Origin of the sequence: Flexistipes sp., assembly GCF_036172515.1 — a bacterium.
GTDB lineage: Bacteria > Chrysiogenota > Deferribacteres > Deferribacterales > Flexistipitaceae > Flexistipes.
Genome location: NZ_JAXKVW010000031.1, coordinates 1 through 5753, shown reverse-complemented (window position 1 = coordinate 5753; position 5753 = coordinate 1). Strand labels below are relative to the sequence as shown.

Genomic DNA, 5753 nt, shown 5'->3' with positions numbered 1-5753 from the left:
AACCTCCCCTAAATTAGGGGAGGAGTTTTATCTCCCCTCCTATCAAAGAGTTAGGAGGGGATTAAGGGGTGGTAAAATTTATAAGAATACATTATTCAAAGGTCTTCCCTCTGCGTCTCAACCAGCGATTAGCTCAACGTTTAAAAGCTTTACAGGTGGTTATTGTTGTCAGGCTGCGATAGTCGGTGAGGAGAAATCTCAGGCTTGTTCGAGACAGACCTCTCCGCTTCGGTTGGAATGACATTTTTACTACTTCCCAACTTCTCCACCTCACTATTTGACTAATTCACTTTTTAAGTGACTTTCAGAAGTTTACCCTTGGAGAGATTAATCTGCCGGATACCTTGAAATCTCTTTTCATCCCCGAGATATCGATATTGCCATTCAGATTGACGTTAGAATTGTAAAGACTGTTGTAATTAAGATAAACAATTCCGTTTAAGGATATCTTATTTTCCCCTGATGACTGAACTTTTTCAATTTTGAGCCTGTTTTTGTTCAATGTTAAACCGGCGGTTATTTTCCGGAAATTCAGGCTGGGGAAAACAGGTGTTGCCACAGACAGATTTGATAAAACTATATCCGCTTTACCCTGCATTTTTGCCGGGTTAATCCGGCCTTCAGCTCTGATTTCACCCTTCTTAACATATTCCTCCACTTGCGGAACCAGCCGGGCTATTTCCGAGACTGTCTGGTTTACTTTTATATCAACTGTTTTGCCGTTATATACGGCCGTTACATCCAAAGGGCTGTCTGCTGTGTGAGCAGATATAGATTTTGTAATAATGCTTAATGGCGAATAATCTATTTTAAGAGTCCCAAGGGATAGTTTATTTTTGTAAAAATATTCAATATTTTTTATGGTAGTCCCGAAAGGTGACGATTGGATTTGAGAATAATCAACAGGTATTCTGTTTTGGTTTATGGCGTTATTAAGGAAGTATTTTACAACGGTGTCATACGGGAAAAGAAACAGTGTGAAAATGAAGAAACTGAAAATAAAAGTTATTATCGAAACCAAAATTGTTTTTTTCATTATTGTTTCCCTATATCAATTGCCATGTTTGCCAGCTTGGGATTATCGTATCGCTTACTTATTGATAAATTGGTGACTATAAGGTTTGAAAATTTGTCAACCCGCTTAATAATATTTAAAATTTCATTCAGATTAAGACTTTCAATTTTCAGTGTAACCGCTTCGTTAAATTGTGATGAAGATTTGGGTTTTACCGAAATAATTTTGTTTTCGATATTGAGGGATTTTCCCATGTTCTGAACGAAAGTCAGCAGTCCGGAATTAAGTCTGCTTTCCGTAGAATCGCTGCTTCGCATTAACTTGAGCAGCTGTTCGGCTTCCACCACTTTTTCCTGAACTGTCTCAGTTTCATTCTTCATTGACTCAATTTTGCTCTGAAAAAATAAATGAGTCCAGTAAAAGAGAAGAAAGACCGCTCCTGCAGCTATGGTAAAATAAAGTAAAGTTTCTCTGTTATTATTGATTAGCTGTTTCATAAACTGACCCGTATTGAAAATTTGATTATTTCGCCGTCCTTATTCGTATTGATAATTTGAGCACTTTTGTCAAGATTGTTTGAGAGACTGCTTTCTATATCTTCCAACGTTTTCAGGTCCTTGGCTTCTCCGTTGATTTTAAGTTCTCCGGTTTTATAGTTCATGGAAACAACGGTGGTGCTTGCTGGTATTGATTGACTGAGTTTTTCCAGAAGATTGCTGATTAATGTTTTAGCTTCATTGGGGCTTCCTTTGGCCTTGTAGAGCAGCATACCGTAAGGATCAGCTGCGTCGGCTACGCCGGCGTTGCTGTAAATTGCCTGAAGATCGGAGCGTACGCTGTTTAAGATACTGCTGTATTTCATGTACTGAAAACTTTCCCCTGTAACAAACAGTCCGTAGGAAATAATCAATACAATTAAAACAGGAGCCAATTGTTTCAGGTAATATATGTTCCCCGTATTTTCAAAAATATTCAGTTTTGATGACAGGTTGTTTATATTCCCTATCAAATTCTCCTTATGGAGTACTTCGTCTTCCTCATAACTCTTGCCGGGAATGATTGCTATTCCGTTATCTGTGACTTCATATAACACACCGTCGGTTTTGTAGATATATTTACCGCTGTTTGAATATATTGTTTCCAGAAGGGGGGTGCTTATATTTTTTGCATTCTTTAAAAAATCGGCATTCTCCTGCATAAAATTGTGAAGAGTTTTTTTGGGGATAGCTATCATGACAAAATTATGCATTCTGCAGTAGTAATGAGTGGCTACCAGATCTTTCGGATAGGTTGTTATCAGATAGTTTTCAATAATACGTTTTGTCTTTTTCTTGCTTGATACATTAATGTCGATACTTTCAAAAACAAAATAATCATCATCCAGGAGAACGTCATAATTCTTTAGGTTATCAATCTGCACCTCATCGAATTTTTCATACTCATTATTTTTCAAAAGATAAATATCGTTTTTATGAACATACAGTATATCTTTCAAAGCTTTTGCCATCGTTTCCTCGTGTGAATAATTTCTTGGTGCAACTGCAAATCTAAAAATAAAAACATTTAAAAGTAATCTTTATTTGTACCTTTAAAAAACTTAGTGACTTTAGCATTATTTTGATTTCTTTTCAATAGGGCGTGGTAGTAAAAATCTTTTTCTGAAAGATGAACGTTAATTTTAATATAAAAGTTGGAACTTTTTACTGTAAGAAAAGGCACCATCTTTACATAAAGGTCGTCGGGTATCGGGGCTGCCTTTCTTATCTGGGAAACGTCTGTGTAATCGTTAAATTTACGGTAATCTATGATATCTTCAGCATAGAATTCCAGTTCGGGCAGATAGTATTTCAGTGTATTTTCGTTTACAAAATTAATATTAATCTGCTTATCTTCGGCAATAACTGTAAAGTGATTTTTCATCGCAGGGTATAATTCTTTATTTATAAGCGTTAATTCAGTTAGAGTGCTTAGCTTTTCATTTTTTGTTTGATATGTATTGCCCAGATAGTCGTAGCGTTCGAGCTCTATGCCTGTTGGGGAAATTTTTGTGTCATTGTCTATCCAGTCTTTTAAGAAATCTGAGGTGGTTTCTGTGTCGTTGAACTCATACTCCTGCATCAGACTGTCCCAGGCTGAAGACGTTCTTTTGGAAAGGTTGTCATTACTGCTGTTTATATCGTTTATATTTATTTTGCTGTTGAGAGGGGTGATTTTAATGGAAATATAACCTTTTTGAAGCGGATACATCGGTATATTAAACCAGTCGTCATCCCTGGAGTCTTCCTTGAAATCATCATCTTCAATGAGATTTTTGACTATTTTAACAGCTGTTTTGCCGTAAATATAGGCTTGGTTCATGAGGTATACGTCGTTCACTTCTTCATAGCTGTTAACCGACCTCTCGCTGAGGTTGATAATAATAGAGGAGGCAAAAGCTATTACAAACAGAACAAAAATTACCACTGTCCCTTTTCTGTTTATTCCGTTTCTCAATTTAAAACGCACCGGTAACTACCTCGTATTTTCTGCCGTTTATATCGATATTGAATTTCAGAAGCTTTGTCTCGAAACTGCGCTCGCTGTATTCATTTCCATTATAAGCCCGGACTGTGAATGAGTTGACATTGTTTATGAGTTTGATAATCATCGGATTTTCCAGTATCTTATGGTTTTCTTCTCTTACTAACCAGCCGTCATCATCCACATAATAACTGACGTCAACCCCCATACTCTGATTAAAATACAGGCTGTTCTGTGTGTGGAAACTGACTTCCGAATTGTCATCCATGGGCGATTTCTGTACACGTATCTGTTTATCTGCTGATGAAATGATGTCATCGTTTATCAACTGATAAAGACTCTTGTATATTTTTTGGTAGTTCTGCTGTGAACTGAAATATTCTCTGGCATTTATTGTTGAATCCAAAAGAGAGTAAGTTCCCATTATTACAAACGAAGAAATCAAAAGTGCTATAAGGAGCTCTATTAATGTAAAACCGCTATTTAGTTTCATTAAAATACCTGTAAGTTACACTGCTTTCTTTGTTTTCCACAGTGAGATAATTTTCCTGGATATCAGGGATTAGGGTGATTTGCTGCTCCAGGGTAATAGTTATATTGTCATATTCATTTTTTACACTGTTAATATTTTCATCAAAGTTCAGCCGTTTTAAGACGATTTCATATCCTTTGCCCACAAGGCTTGTTCTGCTTTTTGAATAACTGTGCAGATCGAGAGAGAAATTAAGAAGGTTGTACAGGGCCAGCATACTTATGGAAAGAATTGCCAGAGCCACTAAAATTTCCAGAAGTGTAAAACCTTTGTTTTTAAGAATCATATTTATTCACTTTCAGCAGCAAAGGCGAGGATTCCACGTAGCTTCCGTCCTGAAAGGTAAGCTTGAAGTAATCACAGATTCCGTTGGGAAATACGGTAATTTCATATTCTGTACCATATGCGTTTGAATCATTGATTTCAGCATTGTTGACTGCTGAAATGCCGGGAATTTCCGTTCTTTCTCCTGAAACTGTGATGAGATTATCCGAGGCTTTGAATCCTTTTATGCTGACGGGTGCCTGTTGCTCTCTGCTTTCTTTGAGTGCCTGTTTTAGCGTTTTATTGAAAAATTCAACGGTTTTGTCCTGTTCAACGGTGCTCCTCATCATCTGAGGAGTCATTGTTATGACACCGATACCTATAATAGTTATTACGATTATAATCTCAAGCAGAGTGAATGCATTGTTGTTAGTGTGCAAAATTTCTTTTTTCAGTTTATTGAAGGTCATAACTCTTGATATCGGCATTCATTCCGTCTCCTCCCTCTTTGCCGTCGGCACCGTAGGAAATTATTACATAATCCCTTCCGTCTGAGCCTGGTGAGCGGTAGATATATTTGTTACCCCACGCATCTTTTGGAGCTTCCTCAGTATTAAGATAACCGCCCTTTTTCCAGTTTCTCGGTATAGGCTCCATATCGGGTTTTTCTATCAGTGCGGAAAGCCCCTGCTCGGTTGTGGGATAAAATCCGTTATCAATTTTATAAAGTTTTAATGCCGATTCGATGGCTTTGATGTCGTTTTTTACCTTGGTAATTCTGGCTTCGTCCGGCCTGTTGATGATTTTGGGCACAAGAAAAGTTGCAAGTATACCAAGTATTACGACCACCACCATTATTTCAATCAAAGTGAAGCCTGCATTTTTTCTTTTACTGCTTTCCATTGAACTCTCCTCCTTTCATTATAGAATTTATAAGTATATCAAAATTTGAAAAGAGTAAACCCCGTAAATCATTTCACTATAATATGACTGAAAAGTTACTAATAAATTCATTATAACTTATCTCCCCCTGGTATAGGGGGAGGTGCAAGAGGGGGTACTTTTTGTCAAACAGAAATATAGATTTCTCCGCTCCGCTGCGCTCCGGTAGAAATGACAGTATATAGGTAGTTGTCACCTCGACCGAAGTGGAGAGGTCTCTTTGGTAAAACTTTTTTCATACCCCATCCTGGCCTTCCCCTAACTTAGGGGAAGGGACTTCACTTCTCCCCCTGGATTAGGGGGAGATGCAAGAGGGGGTACTTTGGTCAAACAACATCAGAGATCTCTCCGCTCCGCTCCGGTCGAAATGTTCCGTGTTAAAAGTCAAGCATTTTTTGCAACCAAAGTTAAATTATTTGCATGATCCGGATCATACGGTTTGCCACTTTTCAATACACCAAATGCCTGCCTTATCAACTT

At 37.6% G+C, this 5753-nt stretch carries 9 protein-coding genes; 1 reads left to right on the top strand and 8 read right to left on the bottom strand.

What is annotated here, in order from left to right:
- A partial coding sequence (locus UMU13_RS11770; RefSeq protein ID WP_328219332.1) for a hypothetical protein occupies positions 1 to 241 on the top strand: 241 nt, incomplete at its 5' end.
- Between the two features lie 63 nt (positions 242 to 304).
- On the opposite strand, the gene gspN is transcribed toward UMU13_RS11770, so the two are convergent.
- From gspN to gspG, 8 genes are read right to left on the bottom strand one after another with little or no spacing between them, the layout of a single operon-like run.
- Positions 305 to 1036 (bottom strand): type II secretion system protein GspN, encoded by a 732-nt coding sequence (gene gspN / locus UMU13_RS11765; protein WP_328219330.1) that lies wholly within the window; start codon positions 1034 to 1036, stop codon positions 305 to 307.
- Entirely contained in the window at positions 1036 to 1512 is a 477-nt protein-coding gene (locus UMU13_RS11760; RefSeq protein ID WP_328219329.1) for a hypothetical protein, read from the bottom strand. Before UMU13_RS11760 ends, gspN begins: the two co-directional genes overlap by 1 nt.
- On the bottom strand, positions 1509 to 2522 hold the full coding sequence (locus UMU13_RS11755) for a hypothetical protein (protein WP_328219327.1): 1014 nt from the start codon (positions 2520 to 2522) through the stop codon (positions 1509 to 1511). The genes UMU13_RS11760 and UMU13_RS11755 overlap by 4 nt, the downstream gene beginning before the upstream one ends.
- A gap of 56 nt (positions 2523 to 2578) precedes the next feature.
- A complete protein-coding gene (locus UMU13_RS11750) occupies positions 2579 to 3520 on the bottom strand; it encodes a general secretion pathway protein GspK (protein WP_328219324.1) in 942 nt (313 codons plus the stop codon).
- Positions 3510 to 4028: a prepilin-type N-terminal cleavage/methylation domain-containing protein gene (locus UMU13_RS11745; RefSeq protein ID WP_328219322.1), complete on the bottom strand. Its 519-nt coding sequence runs from the start codon at positions 4026 to 4028 to the stop codon at positions 3510 to 3512. Before UMU13_RS11745 ends, UMU13_RS11750 begins: the two co-directional genes overlap by 11 nt.
- The gene (locus UMU13_RS11740; RefSeq protein ID WP_273265719.1) at positions 4015 to 4353 is read right to left on the bottom strand and encodes a prepilin-type N-terminal cleavage/methylation domain-containing protein; all 339 of its coding nucleotides are present in this window, start codon (positions 4351 to 4353) and stop codon (positions 4015 to 4017) included. Before UMU13_RS11740 ends, UMU13_RS11745 begins: the two co-directional genes overlap by 14 nt.
- The gene (locus UMU13_RS11735) at positions 4343 to 4819 is read right to left on the bottom strand and encodes a prepilin-type N-terminal cleavage/methylation domain-containing protein (protein WP_328219321.1); all 477 of its coding nucleotides are present in this window, start codon (positions 4817 to 4819) and stop codon (positions 4343 to 4345) included. Before UMU13_RS11735 ends, UMU13_RS11740 begins: the two co-directional genes overlap by 11 nt.
- Positions 4788 to 5234: a type II secretion system major pseudopilin GspG gene (gspG, locus tag UMU13_RS11730; protein ID WP_328219320.1), complete on the bottom strand. Its 447-nt coding sequence runs from the start codon at positions 5232 to 5234 to the stop codon at positions 4788 to 4790. Before gspG ends, UMU13_RS11735 begins: the two co-directional genes overlap by 32 nt.
- Positions 5235 to 5753: the final 519 nt, after the last annotated feature.